This window comes from Oceanivirga salmonicida (genome assembly GCF_001517915.1).
GTDB classification, from domain to species: domain Bacteria; phylum Fusobacteriota; class Fusobacteriia; order Fusobacteriales; family Leptotrichiaceae; genus Oceanivirga; species Oceanivirga salmonicida.
Genome location: NZ_LOQI01000035.1, coordinates 1 through 16,995 on the forward strand (window position 1 = coordinate 1; position 16,995 = coordinate 16,995).

General features: G+C 23.2%; 17 protein-coding genes. 2 read left to right on the top strand and 15 right to left on the bottom strand.

Translation table 11 applies throughout. The annotated features are described in order from the left end of the window. Positions 1–14 precede the first annotated feature (14 nt). The gene (locus AWT72_RS09250) at positions 15–173 is read left to right on the top strand and encodes a M24 family metallopeptidase (protein ID WP_371440139.1); all 159 of its coding nucleotides are present in this window, start codon (positions 15–17) and stop codon (positions 171–173) included. 24 nt (positions 174–197) lie between these two features. Here the strand turns inward: AWT72_RS09250 and AWT72_RS05120 are convergent, their stop codons facing one another. From AWT72_RS05120 to AWT72_RS05180, 15 genes are all read right to left on the bottom strand, one after another. Then, a complete protein-coding gene (locus AWT72_RS05120; RefSeq protein WP_067141826.1) occupies positions 198–647 on the bottom strand; it encodes an NUDIX hydrolase in 450 nt (149 codons plus the stop codon). Positions 648–674: 27 nt separating this feature from the next. Beyond that, positions 675–1,136 carry an ATP-binding protein gene (locus AWT72_RS09665; protein ID WP_306765426.1) on the bottom strand — a complete coding sequence of 154 codons (462 nt, stop codon included), beginning with the start codon at positions 1,134–1,136 and terminating at the stop codon, positions 675–677. A gap of 7 nt (positions 1,137–1,143) precedes the next feature. Next, a complete protein-coding gene (locus AWT72_RS09670; RefSeq protein ID WP_197407614.1) occupies positions 1,144–1,551 on the bottom strand; it encodes a hypothetical protein in 408 nt (135 codons plus the stop codon). Positions 1,552–1,656: 105 nt separating this feature from the next. Beyond that, positions 1,657–1,866 (bottom strand): AlbA family DNA-binding domain-containing protein, encoded by a 210-nt coding sequence (locus AWT72_RS10125; protein WP_197407615.1) that lies wholly within the window; start codon positions 1,864–1,866, stop codon positions 1,657–1,659. A 92-nt stretch (positions 1,867–1,958) separates the two neighbouring features. Continuing rightward, positions 1,959–2,864 carry a site-specific tyrosine recombinase/integron integrase gene (gene xerA / locus AWT72_RS05130; protein WP_067141829.1) on the bottom strand — a complete coding sequence of 302 codons (906 nt, stop codon included), beginning with the start codon at positions 2,862–2,864 and terminating at the stop codon, positions 1,959–1,961. After that, positions 2,864–5,095, bottom strand: a complete 2,232-nt coding sequence (gene topA / locus AWT72_RS05135) for a type I DNA topoisomerase (protein ID WP_231724056.1) — start codon at positions 5,093–5,095, stop codon at positions 2,864–2,866. The genes xerA and topA overlap by 1 nt, the downstream gene beginning before the upstream one ends. Beyond that, positions 5,070–5,915, bottom strand: coding sequence for a DNA-processing protein DprA (locus AWT72_RS05140; protein WP_067141835.1), 846 nt, complete (start codon positions 5,913–5,915; stop codon positions 5,070–5,072). The genes topA and AWT72_RS05140 overlap by 26 nt, the downstream gene beginning before the upstream one ends. 8 nt (positions 5,916–5,923) lie before the next feature. Then, positions 5,924–6,628, bottom strand: a complete 705-nt coding sequence (locus AWT72_RS05145) for a tetratricopeptide repeat protein (RefSeq protein ID WP_067141838.1) — start codon at positions 6,626–6,628, stop codon at positions 5,924–5,926. Between the two features lie 10 nt (positions 6,629–6,638). Next, a complete protein-coding gene (gene asnS / locus AWT72_RS05150; protein WP_067141841.1) occupies positions 6,639–8,006 on the bottom strand; it encodes an asparagine--tRNA ligase in 1,368 nt (455 codons plus the stop codon). 71 nt (positions 8,007–8,077) lie between these two features. After that, positions 8,078–9,217, bottom strand: a complete 1,140-nt coding sequence (locus tag AWT72_RS05155) for a hypothetical protein (protein WP_067141844.1) — start codon at positions 9,215–9,217, stop codon at positions 8,078–8,080. Positions 9,218–9,231: 14 nt separating this feature from the next. Continuing rightward, positions 9,232–10,464 (bottom strand): hypothetical protein, encoded by a 1,233-nt coding sequence (locus AWT72_RS05160; RefSeq protein WP_067141847.1) that lies wholly within the window; start codon positions 10,462–10,464, stop codon positions 9,232–9,234. A gap of 35 nt (positions 10,465–10,499) precedes the next feature. After that, positions 10,500–11,651 carry a hypothetical protein gene (locus AWT72_RS05165; RefSeq protein WP_067141850.1) on the bottom strand — a complete coding sequence of 384 codons (1,152 nt, stop codon included), beginning with the start codon at positions 11,649–11,651 and terminating at the stop codon, positions 10,500–10,502. 16 nt (positions 11,652–11,667) lie between these two features. Further along, a complete protein-coding gene (locus tag AWT72_RS05170) occupies positions 11,668–12,828 on the bottom strand; it encodes a hypothetical protein (protein ID WP_067141853.1) in 1,161 nt (386 codons plus the stop codon). A 1-nt stretch (position 12,829) separates the two neighbouring features. After that, a complete protein-coding gene (locus AWT72_RS05175) occupies positions 12,830–13,897 on the bottom strand; it encodes a hypothetical protein (RefSeq protein WP_067141857.1) in 1,068 nt (355 codons plus the stop codon). 21 nt (positions 13,898–13,918) lie between these two features. Beyond that, the gene (locus AWT72_RS05180) at positions 13,919–15,667 is read right to left on the bottom strand and encodes a DUF2207 domain-containing protein (RefSeq protein WP_067141860.1); all 1,749 of its coding nucleotides are present in this window, start codon (positions 15,665–15,667) and stop codon (positions 13,919–13,921) included. A gap of 121 nt (positions 15,668–15,788) precedes the next feature. On the opposite strand from AWT72_RS05180, the gene AWT72_RS05185 reads away from it, so the two are divergent. Beyond that, positions 15,789–16,781 carry a histidine phosphatase family protein gene (locus AWT72_RS05185; RefSeq protein WP_067141863.1) on the top strand — a complete coding sequence of 331 codons (993 nt, stop codon included), beginning with the start codon at positions 15,789–15,791 and terminating at the stop codon, positions 16,779–16,781. The last annotated feature ends 214 nt before the right edge of the window (positions 16,782–16,995 follow it).

The window sequence follows — 16,995 nt, forward strand, 5'->3', positions numbered from 1 at the left end:
ATTTTTTGCGAAACTTGGGTGTTTCTCAAAGTACTGATGACATATTAGAGGAAAACATGGTATTTACAATAGAACCTGGAATTTATAAACCTGGTGTTGCAGGAGTTAGAATAGAAGATGATATAGTAGTTACCAAAGATGGTTGTATGGTACTTACTAAATATGAAAAATAGAGATATTAAAATCTCTATTTTTTTCTATTCAGTTATAATTTCAACTTCTTTACTATTTAATATCTTAGGTAACCATTTTGGGTAAACCTTTTTAGTTTCAAAATCTTTAAAATCTAACCATACTGTACTTTCAATTTTATTATCAGATATTTCAGTTTTAAATAGCGGACTTTTTCCACTTATTTCTTTCATTAAAAAATAAAATGAAACTTCATGATAAGATATATTTTCTTTGTTAAAAAAATTTTGGTGTATACATAATAGTCTATCAATTTCCATATCTTGCCCTGTTTCTTCCAAAACTTCTCTAATGGCAGCATTTTCTACTGTTTCATTATGTTCTACTGCTCCACCAACTGAGTAATAATAATCATCAAAATTATTTTTACACATTAAAATTTTATTATCTCTAACTATTACCCCACATGCTCTTAATCTAAACCATTTATTTTCTTTAATAAATCCTATGTCCATAACTATTCTCCCTTATTTTAAAATAATCTATTTCCCTTTTCTGTTTGTTCCAATATGTTTTATAACATTATTTTCTTTAAGTTTTTTAGTATAATACTTTATAATATCATGCGTTAAATCTGTTCTTTCCGCAATTTGCTTTTGACTTAATGAGCCATCTTCTTCTATAATTTTAATAATTTTTTCTTCAATTTCATTTAATTTATTATCTACTTTTAATTTAGTTTGGGTAGTTTGGGTAGTTTGGGTAGTTTTCACCTCAAATTTAATCATAAAATCTTCTGTTTTTACTTCTATTTCTGGCTTTAATATACCTAACTCCAAACAGCTATCCTTCATTTTCTCTATTCCTCTACCCCACGATTCTATATACCCTGCTCTATATAAAGTATTAGCTATTAACGGATTATAAGGTCTTGATTTATGTTTTTTCCATAAATTATCTACTGTCCAATCTTGTGGAAATATACAATCATTTGCAATATATATTTTATTTTCATACTACTCTTGTTATTCCATTATAACTTATTTTAGCTTTTAAATATTTTGTATATATTAATTCCATTGTTTTTTCTATTTGAACTAATAATGGTCCATGAACTTCATCTTGATAAATTAAATTAGAGTCAGTTTCAAAATAACCTATTTTTATATATGAACCAGGAATCCATTTTTCTGGATTTTTGTGAAATAACAATACTGCTGCTCTTTTTAATTTATTATTTTCAATTAAATTTAAACTATTTAATAATTCTTCATTTGAAATTTTTAAATTTGTTTTATTTATTCTTCCAGAAAATATAGCTTGTTTCCTAAAAATTTCAAAAGCTTCACTATTTAAATTCTCAAATTTAGCATTTTCTATCAAAAAATCTTCCCAACTTAAACCCATTTTTTTTAACAAAAAGTTATCTAAAGCTTGTCCTGTTAACTGTAATTTTGTACTACCTGTTCTATAATGATATTCTCCTTTATATGAAACTGGGTATATACTTTTATGTAATATTATTTAAATATATCTTTTATTTTCTTTAGTCAATAAATTAGTATCAACCACAATACCTAAGATATCTCTAACTTTATTTGGAATATCTTCTAAAAGTTTTTTTGAATTAGATAACCCTATTACTTCTGAATTATCTTTTACTCCTATATATATTTTACCACCTTGTGCATTTGCAAATCCACAAATCCATTTTATATATTCATCTTTCCATATTTATTTATATTCTATATTTTGGCTTTCCAAATTATTCATCTCTATAATCTATATTATTTTAAGATTTTTAGAATAAAATACAATTTTAAATTTTATTTTTTCTCATCTTTACTTGCAAAAGGATGAGTTTTCAAATATACGTCTCTTAATGCTTTTTTACTTACATGAGTATAAAATTGTGTAGTCGCTATACTTGTATGCCCTAATAATTCTTGTACATATCTTATATCTACACCACTATTAAGTAATTCAGTTGCAAAACTATGTCTAAATACATGTGGTGTAATTTCTTTGTTTATGCCACTTTTAACTCCATATGCTTCTACTAGTCTACGAAGTGATCTAGTTGTAAGTCTAGCACCCCTTGCATTAGCAAATACTATATCTTTATTATACTTATTATTAGCTTTTTTTACAGCTATATATTCTTTTAGATATTTATGGGCTGTATTACTAAAAAAAGTTATTCTTTCTTTGTTTCCTTTACCTATTACTCTTAATTCTCTTTCTTCCATATTTATCATACTTTCTGATAATTCTAAAAGTTCAAAAGAACGAAGACCACTAGAATAAAGAACTTCTATTATTGCCCTATCTCTCATACCTAGTATATTATCAAGCGGTATTACTGCTCTTAACTTTTCCATATCTTCTTTTACTAGAAATGTTGGTAATTTATTTTCGAATTTAGGAGTATTAATATATATAGCCTTATTTTCATCAAGCTCATTATTGCTTATTAAATAATCAAAAAAACTTCTAATAGCAGAAATTTTTCTATTAATACTTCTTTTAGATGATTTTTTTACATAATTAAGGTAGGCTATATATGATCTAAGTGTCATAATTTCTACATTTTTAAATTCAAATATAGCCTCATTTTTTTCTAAATATTCTATTAATTGACTTATGTCATTTCTATATGATCTAATAGTATTATGGCTTTTACCTAAAATTACTTCATTATAGTATAAATAATCATCTAATTTTTTATTCATTATTTTTTACCTTTTTTAATATTTCTAATATTTTTACAATCAGGATAAGAACTACATGCTAAAAACTTACCAAATCTACCTTTTTTAATGGCAAATTCTGAACCACATTTTTCACATTTTCCGGCTTCTCTAATTATTCTTTGATTTTCTTCAATTTCTTTTTCTACATATTCTGCTAAAATATATGTGTCATTTTCTATTTGTATTAAGCCTTTTTTTAGTTTAGTTTTAATTTCTGGACTTAATGTAACTCTATTATTATCTGACTCATAATTTTCGCTTTCTAAATATGCTCCAAATCTACCATTTTTAAGAATATAGCGAACTCCATTTACATTATAGTCTGTCTTAAATCCTTTTTTCTCATTTAATAAGGCTTCCACTTTATCTTTAACAAATATCTTACCTTTTTCAATTTCTTCTTTAAGAACTTCTACATTTTTTAAAGTTATTTTTTCTTCTTCATTAGTTTCACTTATTAAATATTTACCAAATCTACCAGATTTAAGTATCATAGGCTTAGAATTACTATCTAATACATCAGATTCTATTCTTGCATTTTTTAATTTATCTATTTCTTTTTGATATTTAACTATATTTTTATCAACTGATTTATAGTATTTATCTAATACTTTTACCCATTCTCTTTTACCATATGCTATATCATCTAATTCATTTTCCATTTTTGCAGTAAATTTAGTGTCCATAATATGTTCAAAATGGTCTTCTAATTCATTTTTAACAGAATAACCTTGTATAGTTGGTATTAATTTTTTCTGTTCTATTATTATATACTCTTTTTTTACTAAGTTATCAATTATTGACGCATAAGTTGATGGTCTTCCTATTCCTTCAGATTCTAATTTTTTTACTATACTTGCTTCTGTATATCTAGGAGGTGCTTTTGTTATACCATCTTTAATATTTAATTTATCAATTTCTAATTTATCACCTTCTTTAATATCAGGTAAATCTTTTGTTATTATATCATCCTCTGACTTTTGATACTTATAGTAACCATCAAATGTTATTTTATTTACTGTTCCTGTAAAATCTATATCATTTCCATTACTATTATCATTTGCAGTTATTTGAAGTTGATCATATTTTACGTCTGCAAATTGAGAAGTTATAAATCTTTTCCATATTAATAAATATAGCTTATATTGGTCTTTTGATAAATATGATGCTATTTTTTCAGGTTCTAATTCCAAATATGATGGTCTAATACCCTCATGAGCATCTTGTGCATTTTTATTTTTATAAAAATATTTACCTACATACTTAGAACCAAAATTAGTTTCTATATATTTTTGTGCTTCTTCTTGGGCATCTTTTGAAACCCTAGTTGAATCTGTTCTCATATATGTTATTAAACCTTTAGTCTGCCCTGCTATATCTAATCCTTCATATAGTTGTTGTGCTATACGCATAGTTTTAGAAGTTGAAAATCCAAGATAAGATGCTGCTGCTTGTTGCAAAGTACTTGTTTTAAATACTAAAGGTGGTCTTAATGTTTTTTTCTTTTTCTCTATTTTTGTTGCTAATAAGTATTTTCCTAATTTTATATTAAAATCTTTATCAAATACTCTATCAATTTTTTTACCATCTACCTTATTTAATTTTAGTTCTATTCCATTTTTAAGTAATACACTAAATTCTCTATACTCTTCTGGAACAAACACTTTAATTTCATCTTCTAAATCACATATTATTTTCAATGTTACTGATTGTACTCTACCCGCACTAGCATTTTTATTAATTGTTTTCCAAAGCAATGGACTAATTTTATACCCCACTATTCTATCTAACAATCTTCTTGCTTGTTGTGCATTTACTAAATTTTCATCTATATCTCTTGGATCAGATATAGCCTTTTTTACTGCATTTTCAGTTATTTCATTAAATACTATTCTTTTCATTTTTTGTGGTTCTTTAATATAGTTAGAAATATGCCAGGCTATAGCTTCTCCTTCTCTATCTAAATCTGATGCTAAATAAACTATATCAGATTTTTTAGAGGTCTTTTTTAATTCTTTTAAAATCTCAGCCTTTCCTTTTATTGTTTTATAATTAGGTTTATAGTTATTTTCAACGTCTATTCCTAAAGTAGTTTTAGGTAAATCAATAACATGACCATATGAAGCCTTAACTACATAATTTTTACCTAAAATCTTTTCAATAGTTTTTGCCTTAGACGGGGATTCAACTATTACTAAATATTTCTTCACTTTTCTTCCTCCAACCATATTCGTATCCTATATCATAACCACTATTTATTAATTTTGCTCCATTTTTCATGATTAAATCATTACAACCTTCAAATGACTTATCAAATATATTACTTGGTGTACAATATATTTCTTTGTTATAGTCCATAGCAAATTTAGCTGTTATCATAGAGCCACCTGATTTAAAACTTTGTGCTATATATACTGCTCTTGATATTCCTGCTATTAGTCTATTTCTTATAACGAAATTTTTTTTATTAAGTTTGGTGTTTATTCTAAATTCGCTTATTAAAGTTCCTATTTCCTCTATTTTTTCTTTTAACTTAATATTTTCTATTGGGTAGCAACTTAGTATATCTGTTGGCATTATAGCCACAGGTGTTATGTTTAAGTCTACTGCTTTTTTTAATGCTATACTATCTATTCCTTTTGCTAATCCACTAACTATATTCATATTATTGTAATTCGCTAAATCACTAATAATTTTTTCACAACTTTTTTTACCTAAATCAGTATAATTTCTAGTTCCTACAACTGATACAGATTTTTTTAAGTTTAATTTTTTACCTTTTAAATACAAGAATACAGGAAAATTAGGAATATGCTTCAAATATTCTGGATATTCACTATCATAATAACTAATTATTCTGTAATCTTTTGTATATATTTCATTTTTATATGCTTTTTCAATTTCATATTTTATGTTATCTTCATAATTATCAATGTTAAATAATAAATCATCTATACTATTATTATCTAACATTAATTTTCTAATTTCTTTATCTTTTAAATTTGAATTTATCAAATTTACCCATTTCATATTACTTCCTATTCTAGGGCTCGTAATTTTTCAATTTGATTTTCTATTTCTGTAGAGTTATTATACTCTTTATATTTATTTAAATAATTTACAGCAATACTAAAATGTTTTTTTAACTTATAGTTTACTGCTAATCCTAAATATGACTTAGCATGATTAGGATCCATACTTAAAACCTCATTATATAGTGCTATTGACTTATCATATTGTCCTAACATTCTAGCTGCTGTTGCTGCTAAATAAATATTTTCATTACTTCTGTTTGGGTCTTTTAAAGCAACATTCATGGCTTTTTCATATAAACCTTGGCTTATATACCAATTAGCAAAATCATTTATAGCCAATGAGTTGTTTGTAGCTAATATTTCTTTTTCATATTTATCATATTCACTGTATTTAATCCTAGTAACTTTTTCTGTTGTTGGTGTAACAATATTTTCTTTTGTATCTTCTTTTTTATCTTCAACTACAATTTCTGTCTTAGCATTTGTGCCTTTTGTAGGCATTTTAGATTTAATTTCATCGATTATAGACAAAAGTATTGCCCTATCATCATTAGTTAAATCTTCTTCTAAAAGTTTTTCACTTTTTGATAATGCTTCTTTATAATTATTTTTTTGTATATATTTATCTATTTCTTGAATTCCAGATAAAAAATCTGCAAATACAATACTAGTAATAAATATAGCGAAAGTAAATATTTTTTTATTCATAGTTAATCTCCTAATATTCTAAAGTTTTATTAGTTCTTGGAAAAGGTATCACATCTCTAATATTTGCCATTCCAGTTATATACATTAACATTCTTTCAAATCCTAACCCAAATCCTGAATGTGCAAAGCTTCCAAATCTTCTTAAATCTAGATACCAAGAATAATCCTCTTTATTAAGACCTTTTTCTTCAATTACTCTTAATAATTTATCATAATCTTCTTCCCTTTGACTTCCACCAACTATTTCTCCTATACCTGGTGCTAATAAATCTACTGCTCTAACTGTTTTATTGTCATCATTTAATTTCATATAAAAAGCTTTAATATCTTTTGGATAATCTGTAACAAAAACAGGTCTTTTAAATAAAACTTCTGCTAAATATCTTTCATGCTCTGTCTTTAAATCCATACCCCAAGTAACTTCTAAATCAAATTTATGTTTAGATTCTTGCAACATTTCTATTGCCTTAGTGTATGTAACTCTTGCAAAACCATTTTCTAATATATTATTAAGTTTATCAATTAAACCTTTTTCAATAAAACTATTGAAAAATTGCATTTCATCTTTTGCATTATCAAATACATATCTTATAATATATTTTATCATTTCTTCTATAATGTCCATATTAACATTTATATCTGCAAATGCTAATTCAGGTTCTATCATCCAAAACTCAGCAGCATGTTTAGTTGTATTTGACTCTTCTGCTCTAAATGTAGGTCCAAAAGTATAAGTATTTCTAAATGCTGACGTAAATGACTCTACATGTAATTGACCTGTAACAGTTAAGTATGCAGGTTTTCCAAAAAAATCTTCTTTAAAATCTTTTTTTTCTTTTGACATTATATCTAATGTTGTAACACCAAACATTTCTCCTGCACCTTCTGCATCAGTTCCTGTTAGTATTGGTGTATGTACATAAATAAATCCTTTTTCTTGGAAAAATTTATGTATAGCATATGATAATAATGATCTTACTCTAAATACTGCATTAAAAGTATTAGTTCTTGGTCTTAAATGTGCTATGCTTCTTAAAAATTCAAAACTATGTCTTTTATTTTGTAATGGGTAATCTAGTGGACTTTCATTTAAAATCACTATATTAGTAGCCACTATCTCATATGATTGACCTTTTCCTAATGATTTAACAATTTTACCTTCAACCGTTATTGATGAATACACATTTAGTTTTGCTATATCAGAAAAATTATCTAAATTCTCATCATATACTATTTGTATAGAGTTAAAATGAGAACCATCATTAAATTCTATGAAGCCATATTTTTTTTGGTCTCTATTTTTTTTAACCCAACCAGAAAGCTTTACTTCTTTATTTTCAAAGTTTTCAATATTTTTTAGTATTTCCCTAAGTTCCATTTATATCTTAGTCTCCTTTATTTTCTTATCTCAATTTTTAATTATAACATATTTTTACTGATATAACTAGGCTAGTTAATAAAATCCTTTATCTTATTGTCTTCATAAAAAAACATTTTTAGTTTATCAATTAAGGTTTTTTCTAACATTGAAGGAACTATAACCCATTTGTCATCTTTTTTTTCTAAGATTAGATAATGTGTGAAATATTTAGTCTTTTGATTTATTATAAATTCAGCATCATCTATTTTTGAATTTTCATTATTAGAGTCTGATTTTATAGATTCATAAATTAAATTATATATATCAAATATTTTTATTTCTTGTCTTACAAAAATTTTATCTTTGCTTATAAAGTAAATACTCTTTATTTCATTCTCTGTATTCTCATTAATAAACTCTAATATTTCCCTATCTTTTGCATCCTTTTTATTAAGTATTAAATTAAATATATCATGTTTAGCTGTTTTAATTTTTTCATGTACTTCTTTTTTAGTCTTATCTACATATTTTTCATCTACCCTTATTTTACTATTAATTAAAGTAGCATATTCCCTATCTATTTTATCACTATTTGTTGTTTTTATTAGTTTCCAATCATCATTTTCTTTTTTCAAACTAACAAAAGAATTTGTTTCTAGGTATTTATTATTCTTTTCTAAATAACTTATTGCTTCATCTAAAGCAATAGGAGCTATATTTTTTAAAACAAATTCATTAATTGCTGATTCATCATCCAATTTGTCAAAATTCGTTAATATAAAAAGTTGCATTTTAGGATTTATAGCTTCGTTTATTTTTTCCTCTAATTCTTTATTCTTATCCCAATCAGCTAATACTGTTAAATCCGGAATTTTTACTAAATATTCTAAGTCTACTTCATTTTCTGAAATATATGAAATACTTTTCAATTCATATTTATATGAATTTAAAAACTTATTAATTAAATAGAATGCATCTTTATTATCTATTTTTATTCCTAATTCTTTTGAAAGTGGTTCTATAAATATATCTAAAATTTCTTTAATTTCTGTTCTATTTTTTTCTTTTATTCTATCTAAACCTAATTTTTCTATTTTACTATATGTTTTATTAATATGACTTTTTGATATACTTATATCATTATTTACTAATATCATAGGTTTATTAGTGCTACATGCAAATAACATGAACATTGCTAAAATAGACAATAAAATATTTTTGATTTTCACAATTCCCCCCAAATTTATTTAGATTCTGATTTTTCCATTTCTTTTTTCATTTTTTCCGCTTCTCTTTTCATTTTTTCTGCTTCTTTTAACATTTCATCTATTTCAGGCGATTTAATAATTGGCACTATTTTCCAACCATTTTCCTTATTTTCTAACATTGTATAATATGAAGCATATCTATATTTTTTATTCTTTATTTGTTTATTTAAGATTTCTTTTAATGTTAATATAGCCTTTTTCTGATTTTCTCTTATTTCTTTATTATCTATTACTAGTTGTAGAAACTCAGTAACAACTGGATAATAATCTATAATTTTAATTTCTGATTTTAAGAATACCTTATCTTTATTTATAAAATATATTCCTTTTAGTTCTTGATTAAAATCATCAAAAAATATTTTCATGATTTCAAAAAACTCAGTCATACCCATTTTTTCAAATTGTTTAAAATTCTTTGCTATTTCATTATTTTGTTCTTCAAACATTTTATGAGCAATTTGTTTTATTTGTTCTATTTGTCCTTTGTCTAAATTTAATTTATCATTAATTAAAACTGTATATTTACTATCTTTACTATAATTAGTATCATTAGGAACTAATTCCCATTCATATTTTTCTTTCTTTAATTTTAGAAAATCTGTTAATTCCATGTATTTATTTTGTGATTTTAAAATATCTAAAACTTCTTTTTCTATATTAGGTATTACTTCTTTTAATACAAATTTAATAAATATATCTGGATTTTTTTCTATAACATTAGCTGGATATTTTAGTGTAAATTCTTTCATTTTATCATCAGCATTTTTTAAAATTTTCTTAAATTCTTTTTCATTAGTAATAAATATTTCTCTTAAAGATAATATATTAGGTATTTTGACTAAATATTCTAGTTCAACTTCATTTTTAGATAAATATGAAATGCTTTTTAAGTCATAAATACAATAATCATGGAATATATTAAATATATTTAATATATCTTCATCATAATCTTTTAAATTTAAGTTTAAATTTAATCCTGATTTTTCTAATTTCAAACCAGTAAAGACATTAATCAAATCTTTTACACCTTTTTCATAAGCTTCTTTTGTTTTTACTGCTCCTATTTTTCTAAGTCTTGCATGTGTTGTATTAATATAGAAATTTGATACTTTAGCATCCTCATTTAACAATATCATTGGTTTATTAGTACTACATGCAACTAGCATAAACATTGCTAAAACTGATAATAAAATTTTTTTAATTTTCATGTATTTTCTCCCCCATTTTTTTGTTTTTTATTTATTTAATTAAATTTACTACCCAATATTTTTTCTGTATCAATAGATGGAATAATTTCCCAATTATCACCTTTTTTCTCTAATATAACATACGATTTAAAATACATATATCTATTTTCTTTTATTTTGTTTTCTATTATTTTTTTAGCTTCATCAACAATTTTATTTGTATTATTCTCTAATGCTAAATTTTTATTATCTATTATTAATTGCATAAATTCAGTTATTGAACTGTATATATCAAATGTTTTAACTTCTTTTTTTACAAATACCTTGTCAGTATTTATAAAATAGATAGCCTTAATTTCTTCATCAAAATTCTTTTGGAATAATTCTATAACGTCAATAATTTCTTTAGAATATATACCTTTTAAAATATCCATTTCCTTAGATATTTCATCTTTATTAGTTATTGCTAATTTTTCTATAATGGGCTTTTCTTTTTCTATATACATTGATTCTATTTTTAATTCTTTATTAATTAAAACTGCATACTTACTATCACTTTTTTGATCACTATTTAATAATTCCCATTTATCATTTATCTTTTTTAAACTTACAAAACTTGTTAATTCTACATAATCTTTTGTCTTTTCAAGTTGTTTTATAACTCCTTTAACTAAATCAGGTGCAACTTCTTTTAGTATAAAATTTATCATTAATTGTTCTTTGTTAGGTGTATTAACATTTTCCAATGTAAAATTATTTATTTTATCAAATGCTCTTTTACCTATTTTATCCATAAATTTTCCATCTTTACTTAATTTTTCTAATGAAAATATATTAGGCATTTTTACTAAATATTCTATATCAACTTCATTTTCAGATAAATATGATATACTTTTTAATTCATATTTATATGAATCTAAAAATATATTGGCTAAATTTGATATATCTGGGTTTAATTCATTAAAATCTAATTTAAAACCTAAATCTTTATCATCTATTTTTAATTTAGAAAGCGATTCTAAAGCTTTTTTTACTGATATTTGACCTTCTTCTTTAATTTTTTCTAAACTTACTTTTTCTATTTCACTATATGTACTATCTACATATTCGCTATTTACACTACCATCATTATTTAATAATACAATCCCCTTTTTACCACAAGAAATTAATGTAATTATCATTAAAATTGTCATTAATATTTTTTTCATATTCTTATATTCTCCCTTATTTTTGTTTTCTTATTATATCTCTAACTTCCCATTTTCCATTTATTTTTTCTAAATGTAAGTAATTATCTTGATATATATATTTGTTTTCTTTTTTCATTTTATCTATCATTTCTTTTGAATATAGTTTTTGTAAAATATATTTTGTTCTTTCATTTATATCAGAAATTTTTGACATTTCTTGTACGAAATCTTTATTAGAATACACATGATTCAAAATTGTTAATATATCTACTAATTTAATCTCATATTTAACTTCTATGTTTTTTTCATCTATGAAATATATAGCTTTTTTAGTATATTTCATTTCATTCATTAAATTATTTAAATATTCCACACTATTCATAGGAATTTTAAAGTTTTCAGTTAAAAATTTTTCAGAATTTTTTCTTTGTATTTCTAAAATTGGTAATTTAAATATTTCAGTTTCTAATTCATTTATTTTTTCTCTACTAAATTTATACTTATTATTTAAAAGAACAGAATATTTTTCTTTTGAAGCTTCATTTCTAATTAAATCTATAACTTTCCATTGCCCGTTTTCTTTAATTAAACTTATATATTGACTTGAATATATATAATCTTTCTGTTTAATCTTTTCTTCTACTGTTTCATCTATAATTTCCATAAACGAATCCATAGTTTTTCTAAATACAAACTTAAATTTTTCTTTTTCTGATAAATCGGATTTTAAAAATATTTCAGTAACAGTTTTATCATTTAAAATTCTAGGCAACATTTCTTTCATGTATTTTTCTGGATTTTCTTGCATTTCTTTAAATAAAGAAAAGATATCAACACTTTTTACATTAAATTTAACGTCTACTCTATCTTTTGATAAATATGATATATTTTCTATTTTATACTCCATGCCTTTATTTAATGCAGTAAACATTTTATCAATAACATATTTAACTTCATCATTAAAATCAAATCCCTCTACCCCAGGAATTTCTGGGAATTTAGGTATAAATTTACTTGCTAAATCTTTTTGTATTTCTTTTGTTGCCAACATAGCTTTTTCTTTTATTATTTTATCATTTTCTAATGCATACTCATAACTTACACTCTTATTTTCATTTAATAATACATTTACTCCACTTGTACTACAACTTATAAAAGTAAAGACCATTAATATACTCAACACTAATTTTTTCATCTTATTCACTCTCTTTCTGAATTATTTCCCATTTACCATTTATTTTTTCTAATGGTACATATAACTGACTATATTCATAATTATTAGCTTCTACTTGTTTTTTTACAGCATATTCATAAAACTCAAATCCATTTTCTAACATATAGGCATCTTTTTTTTCTTGTTTTTTTGCTTCACTTAAATTACTTTTTTCAATCTTTTCTATATATTCTTTTTCTCTTGCCTTAAATTCTTTTTCTTTTGCCATTATTTCACTTACAAATTTTAAACTTTTTGTATTTGGCATTTTAGCAATTATTCTAACCATTACTTTATTATTAGTTAAAACATATATATCTTTAATTTTAATCTCTGTATACTTTATATTAAGTGCCATATTTTTTCTTTGAATTTTAGTAAAATTCTTATTAGATATTATTTTAGACATTTCATCTATTTTTTTATTATCATCATTTATTAATTGTTTTTTACTTAATCTTTCTAAAATTCCATCAATATTTAGATTTTTATTTCCAAAAACAGAAAGTTTAGAATTATATAAATTTTCTAAATCAGTTTCTATTTGCCAAGTACCTTTTTTATCTTTTTTGAGTGAATAGTAAACATCATTATACATATATTCTTTATTTTTAAGTGTTTCTTTTAATGCTATTTCATAAGAATCTCCCATTAAATTTTTAATTGTTTCATTATCTAATTTTTCACCTTTTTTTAATTTTTTTTCTGCTTTTTCAATAGATTTTTCAAAAATTGTACTCATTCCAATTAATGCTAACGGTAGATTTAAACTTTTTTGTTTAGATTTTATAAATACTCTATCTTTATCATAGATTATATATTCTATTTGTAGACTATAGTTTGATAAAATTAATTTATTTACTCTATCATTTATTTTTAAATTTTCTTTTGTTAGTTTATAATCATACTCTTTTGTTACTTTTTCAATTTCTCTATTATTTTTGTCTATATATGATTTACTAAGTTTTAAATCATTTGAAATTACGGTATTTACCGAAAAACTTAAACTACCTAAAATTAATATTATTATACTTGATATTATTTTTTTCATCTCATTTCCCTTTCATAATTACTACCAGCTACTTCCGCCTCCACCTGAGAAGCCGCCGCCTGAAAATCCACCTGAACCACCAGAAAAGCCTCCACCTGATGAATGATTAGTATTTGTATTCGCTATTCTATTATTTTCACTTATTAAATAACCTATCTTATTATTAATAATATGTCTATTTACAAAATATGAATAATATATATATGGGTAAATATTTTCTTTTCCAATATTTCTCACACTAAGTTCTTTATTTAATAAATCTATGAACTTAGCTTCTATTCCTACTGCCACTGCATAAGGTAACATTTTCTTAGCATAGTCTATGATTTCTTTTTTAGTTTGTAAAGTTTTAAAAATATTAGTTTCAACTTTATCAAAATACATAACAAAACCTTTTACATTTCTATATGCTTTCTTACCTTCTTCTGTTAATATTAATATATTAGAAGATAAAATTATTGCTATTAAATTAATAATTCCAGATATCATTAAAGTATTTAATTCAAATGATATTAATATATTTACTATTATTAATACTACAAATGAGAGTATAGAGATAAGAAAATATGGTATATATTTCTCCCCTAAATTAAGTCTATATATTTTATCAATAATATTTATTACATTTTCATTTACCTTTGCTATATTACTATAATTTGCAAATATATCATCTCTTTGACCAATCCATCTTGATACTGCATGTAATTCTTCTGGAGAAAATTTACTTTTATCACTTATGATTTTTTCTAATTCTTTGTCATCTATCAAACTATATTTCTTTTCTTCTTCTATAACTGGAATTTTTTCATAATCTGTTTCTGGATTTATTTTTTCACCCTTTTTAATTACATAATCTGTATATTGCATATAATAATCTTGCTCTTTTATAACACCTTTACTTGCCAAACTTAAAAATACAATAGTTAATGGGTCATATTTACTCTTGCCATATATTTTTTGACACATAGCAGCACTTATTTTATCATCTACCTTAAATTCTGGAACTATTGGTATATTATCTTTATTTCTCATTTTTTTAATTAATGATAATAATATTACAAAAATTGATATTAAACCTAATATAACATTAATCTTTATACTTGGGTAGGCTACTAAAACATTATTAATTTTATCTAATAAAGTATATTTATAGTATACATTGTCTAAATTAACTTTAAATGTCATACCTTCATATTTAGATAAAGGATTAATATTTCTTATTTTATCTTTTCCTACTATCTCAAAATTATTAGTATTTTTTCCATAAACTCCCGTATATACATACAATTCTTTTATTGCACTAGGTTTTAATTCTAATTTTATCTCAACATTTTCTATAGGCATACTCCAAAAATTACCTGTAGCATTTAAATATATTTGAGTTCTAGTATCCTCAGTTCTTATTACATTATACAAATCATATTCAATTATAAATCTTGTGATTTTATTTGTTGGTAAATAAGAATTTGGCGAACCCAATCTAAATGAAGTATATTTTCCTTGATTTTTACTAAGACTTTCAAAATTACTTCTAAAATTAACTAAACCTATATTACTTTCAAATTTAAAAAATTTATAATCCGCATTTTTAGTTAGAATGTCTCTTGTTATTCCGTGCTTCATTTGCCCTTCTGGGTTATAGTCTATTGTTTCAACTATATGTAAACTTTTATCTTCATTAACAGATACATTATAATAAAAATTTTCTATTTTTTCTCCATACATATTCAATGATAAGAAAGTCATTATACAAAATATTATTTTTTTCATCTCAAACCACCTTTTCATACTTAATTTTAACACAATTTTATTTTTTTTTCATTATTTAATTTCTCTTGTACTATTTTTTTTTATACTGTATAATATATTTAGAACATAAAAAGGAGAGATTATGAAAATAAAAAAAAGAATAATATTTAGCAGACATGGTTTAAGATACCCTCTTTTTTATCATGAAAGTCTATTGAAAATTTATGGTAAAGATATTATAAATTGGGATTTTCCTAATGAACTTATGGGACACTTATCAAAAAAAGGAGAAGTTATAGAATTCTTATTTGGTCAAGAATTAAAAGAGATTTTAAATCTTAATGATAATATGAAAATAAGGGTTTTATGCAATTCAACTCATAGAACATACCATACATCTAGATTACTTTGCTTAGGTATGAATCCATTTAAAGAACAAGTTATAGATTACAAAGATAAAAGCTTTAATAAACTTGATACTAGGTATAATATATTATTTAAAGAAAATAAGATATTAGATTATGATAAAGTAAAAAAAATAGATGAAAAATTAAAAGATGCATATACTAGAATAGAAGAATTATTAGATTTAGAAAAAGGAACTATTGTAAATAAAAAAAGTAATATTTATTTAGATGATACTGGATATTTACATGTTAAAGGAGCATTAAGACTTGCTACAGATATTTCAGACTTATTTATATTAAAATATTATGAAAATTTCCCACTAGATAAAATCTTTAAAAGTGATGACTTTATGAAAGATTTAAGATTAATTTCTACGGTAAAAGATGAATTCTTAGATTTAATATTTGGAGATACTAAATATATAAAAGAGTCTAAAGAAAATGCATATCTATTATTATCAGATGAAATTAAAAAAGATAATGATTTGACTTTAATAGTAGGACACGATTCTAATTTATCTTGTATAATGAGTATGTTAGATATAGATTATAAATTAAATGAAAATATGATAGAAAAATACCCAATAGGAGCAAAATTATTATTTAATATATTTGAAGATGATACCTATGAATTATACTATGTTTATTATAATTATAATGATATTAGAGAAATTAAGTATAATAAACCTATAATGGAAAAGATAAAAAAAGGTAAATTACCAATTTAAAAATCTAAGAATTTCTTAGATTTTTTTATTTAGAATATATTAAAAATTATTAATAAATATAAAAAAAACATGTTCTTAAAGAACATGCTTTTTGTTTTTATGAGAGTGCGGTAAAAAGTCTGTAACTTTTCATATGTTTTTTGAAAAAATTACAAATTACTTTTTAAAAACTCTTATGGTATATTTTATTGTTATTGTACTAATATTTATTTAA

Excerpts from the sequence above, each read along its gene's own strand:
- AWT72_RS05175 (WP_067141857.1), bottom strand. The coding sequence starts at position 13,897 with ATGAAAAAAATAATATCAAGTATAATAATATTAATTTTAGGTAGTTTA.
- xerA (WP_067141829.1), bottom strand. The coding sequence starts at position 2,864 with ATGAATAAAAAATTAGATGATTATTTATACTATAATGAAGTAATTTTA.
- AWT72_RS05185 (WP_067141863.1), top strand. The coding sequence starts at position 15,789 with ATGAAAATAAAAAAAAGAATAATATTTAGCAGACATGGTTTAAGATAC.
- AWT72_RS05165 (WP_067141850.1), bottom strand. The coding sequence starts at position 11,651 with ATGAAAAAAATATTAATGACAATTTTAATGATAATTACATTAATTTCT.
- AWT72_RS05140 (WP_067141835.1), bottom strand. The coding sequence starts at position 5,915 with ATGAAATGGGTAAATTTGATAAATTCAAATTTAAAAGATAAAGAAATT.
- AWT72_RS05120 (WP_067141826.1), bottom strand. The coding sequence starts at position 647 with ATGGACATAGGATTTATTAAAGAAAATAAATGGTTTAGATTAAGAGCA.
- AWT72_RS05180 (WP_067141860.1), bottom strand. The coding sequence starts at position 15,667 with ATGAAAAAAATAATATTTTGTATAATGACTTTCTTATCATTGAATATG.
- asnS (WP_067141841.1), bottom strand. The coding sequence starts at position 8,006 with ATGGAACTTAGGGAAATACTAAAAAATATTGAAAACTTTGAAAATAAA.
- AWT72_RS05160 (WP_067141847.1), bottom strand. The coding sequence starts at position 10,464 with ATGAAAATTAAAAAAATTTTATTATCAGTTTTAGCAATGTTTATGCTA.
- AWT72_RS05170 (WP_067141853.1), bottom strand. The coding sequence starts at position 12,828 with ATGAAAAAATTAGTGTTGAGTATATTAATGGTCTTTACTTTTATAAGT.
- AWT72_RS05145 (WP_067141838.1), bottom strand. The coding sequence starts at position 6,628 with ATGAATAAAAAAATATTTACTTTCGCTATATTTATTACTAGTATTGTA.